General features: G+C 51.6%; 1 protein-coding gene and 1 pseudogene. Both read right to left on the bottom strand.

Annotated features, from left to right (window positions below; genetic code table 11):
* Positions 1-294: pseudogene (locus AC4IFO_RS22930) on the bottom strand (type-F conjugative transfer system mating-pair stabilization protein TraN); the annotation flags it as partial.
* Complete coding sequence (gene trbC, locus AC4IFO_RS22925) at positions 291-725, bottom strand: type-F conjugative transfer system pilin assembly protein TrbC (RefSeq protein WP_490737847.1); 435 nt, start codon at positions 723-725, stop codon at positions 291-293. The gene trbC and the pseudogene AC4IFO_RS22930, both read right to left, overlap by 4 nt.
* Between the last annotated feature and the right edge of the window lie 75 nt (positions 726-800).

The following is an 800-nucleotide window of genomic DNA, read 5'->3' as shown; positions in this document are numbered from 1 at the left end:
TTTATTTTTAAGCACATCCATGGTCAGCTGCCCCGCCTCATTGCTGTGTAAGGCTTTGCTTCCCGCCTGCTCTAACCTACCACTTCCGCCCGACGTCACCCCACCGTAATAGCCGCTTTCTGACGGGTTAGCGGTATAGTTCGGGATAATGTTGGCAGGGTTCGTGTTCTTTATGGTCTCAGTCCCTTTGTTTTTTAGGCCGCTGGCAAATTCCGACCCGGCTTTATACTCATTGGCCGCAAACCCCAATGACAAAACACCCACGCCACATAATGCAATCAATAACCGTTTCATTGCTGCACCCTCGATGCCAACCAATCACGGGCTACATCACTACAATCGCCACTATTGGCAATCCGCTCGATAGCCGAGACCAAGCGAATATTGCCGTACATCACATCAAATCCTTGCTCACAGCGCACCACCAATGCGGGCACTTGGGTAATGCCGTATTGCGCAAAGGTTTTCGGGTCGATTTGCACGCCCCCTTCACCACTGTCTTTGGTCAGTTCAAACACGGCACTGGCGGTTTTGCGAAAGTCATTGTCAATTAGCCCATTAATCAACGTGGGAATACCAAGCTGCGTGGCCTCTGGCACCATCTGTTTGAGTCCCGCTTCGGGGATCGAAAACGACACAAAATAGATAAACGGAGTTTCCCGAGCTGTTTGAGCTTTAGCCACATCCGCGGCCTGTTGCTGCGCGTGCTGCTGTTTGGCTAACAAGCTATCAATCCAGGCTTTATCCTTGGCCGAGATTTCCGGTGGCTTAAAGCCATCCGGCGGCAAGGACTGTTCGAG

Source organism: Providencia sp. UF-224 (assembly GCF_058245955.1).
This window is presented reverse-complemented; position numbering and strand designations above follow the sequence as displayed.